Genomic DNA, 1,758 nt, shown 5'->3' on the forward strand with positions numbered 1-1,758 from the left:
GCCCGCGCCGTTCACGGCACAAAAGCTCACGGCACCAGGCCCAGGGCACCAAAGCCCGCAGCTGACCCAGCCGAAATGCGACGACGGCGCCGCCCCCTCAGCCGGGGCGGCGCCGTCGTCGAAGTGCAGTGACACTGAAGTGCAGTGACGCTGTGGTGCTGTTCCGTCGCGGGGTCAGGAGCCCTGCTGGAGCACCGCGCGGTAGACCTCGAGCGTGGTCTCCGTGATGGATTCCCAGGAGAAGTGCTCCTCGGCCCTGCGCCGGCCGGCTTCGCCCATGGCGCGCGCCCGGGCAGGATCAGACACCACTTCGATGAGGGCCTCGGCAAAGTCGGTGACGAACTTCTCCGGGTCCAGAGGGATTCCCGTGCCGTCCGTGACCTGCTCGATCGGAACAAGCAGTCCGGTCTTGCCGTGCTCGACGACCTCCGGGATACCGCCGGTGGCGCTGGCCACCACAGCGGCACCGCACGCCATCGCCTCAAGGTTGACGATGCCCAGCGGTTCGTAGATGGACGGGCACGCGAACGCCGTCGCGTGGCTGAGCACCTGGATGACCTCGTTGCGGGGCAGCATCCGCTCGATCAGGATCACGCCGCTGCGCTGGCTCTGCAGCTCCTCGATCAGGCGTGCCGTCTCGGCCGCCAGTTCCGGGGTGTCCGCGGCACCGAGGCACAGCACCAGCTGGACGTCGGCCGGGAGCTTGGCGGCGGCCCGCAACAGGTACGGCACGCCCTTCTGCCGGGTGTTCCGGCCCACAAAAACAACGCTGGGGCGCTCCGGATCGATTCCGAGCGGACGGATGATGTCATCAGCCTCGTCCCGGTTCCACTGGCTGACGTCAATGCCGTTGTGGACCACCTTGACCTTGGTCGGGTCAACGTCCGGATAGCTGCGCAGGATGTCCTGGCGCATGCCTTCCGAAACGGCGATGATGGCGGCGGCGGCCTCGTAGGCGGTCTTTTCCACCCAGGAGGACACCGCGTAGCCGCCACCAAGCTGCTCGGCCTTCCACGGGCGCAGCGGCTCCAGGCTGTGCGCGCTCAGTACATGCGGGATGCCGTGAAGCAGCGACGCGATGTGTCCGGCCATGTTGGCGTACCAGGTGTGGGAGTGGACCAGGTCCGCGCCGGCGATGTCCGGAACGATCCTCAGGTCCACCCCGAGGGTCTGGATGGCGGCGTTTGCGGAGCCCAGGTCTTCGGGCACGGAATACGACGTGACAGTCGCTCCGTGGTACCCGGGCTCGCGGGGCGCGCCGAAGGCACGCACCTGAAGGTCCACGCGTTGGGCCAGCACTCGGCTGAGCTCGGCCACATGGACACCGGCGCCGCCATAAATTTCCGGCGGGAATTCTTTGGTCACAATATCTATTCGCACATGCACCAAGGTAGTCGTTACGGTGGAACTGATCTAGTGTGAAGACGTTCGGGCATGCCGGACTGTATTGGGGAGTAACGAAGGCGTTCAGGAGCTATCACCATGCCGCATCAAAAGAGAGTTTTGGCAATTGTCCTCGCAGGTGGCGAGGGAAACCGGCTCATGCCGTTGACGGCGGACCGGGCCAAGCCTGGTGTCCCGTTTGCMGGAAGCTACCGGCTCATTGACTTTGCCCTTTCAAATCTTGTGAATTCCCGCTATCTGCAAATTGTGGTGTTGACGCAATACAAGTCCCACAGCCTTGACCGGCACATTTCCGAAACGTGGCGGATGTCCACCCAGCTGGGCAACTATGTGGCCTCGGTTCCGGCTCAGCAG

The 1,758-nt window shown here is 64.8% G+C and carries 2 protein-coding genes; one reads left to right on the forward strand and one right to left on the reverse strand.

Annotated elements, in window-relative coordinates:
* Nucleotides 1-174: 174 nt before the first annotated feature.
* Nucleotides 175-1,380: a glycogen synthase gene (glgA, locus tag AC1D1S_RS20985; RefSeq protein ID WP_243177650.1), complete on the reverse strand. Its 1,206-nt coding sequence runs from the start codon at nt 1,378-1,380 to the stop codon at nt 175-177.
* Between the two features lie 102 nt (nt 1,381-1,482).
* Here glgA and AC1D1S_RS20990 point away from each other — a divergent pair.
* A partial coding sequence (locus AC1D1S_RS20990; protein ID WP_476995430.1) for a sugar phosphate nucleotidyltransferase occupies nt 1,483-1,758 on the forward strand: 276 nt, incomplete at its 3' end.

Source organism: Arthrobacter sp. P1_A5 (assembly GCF_056406825.1).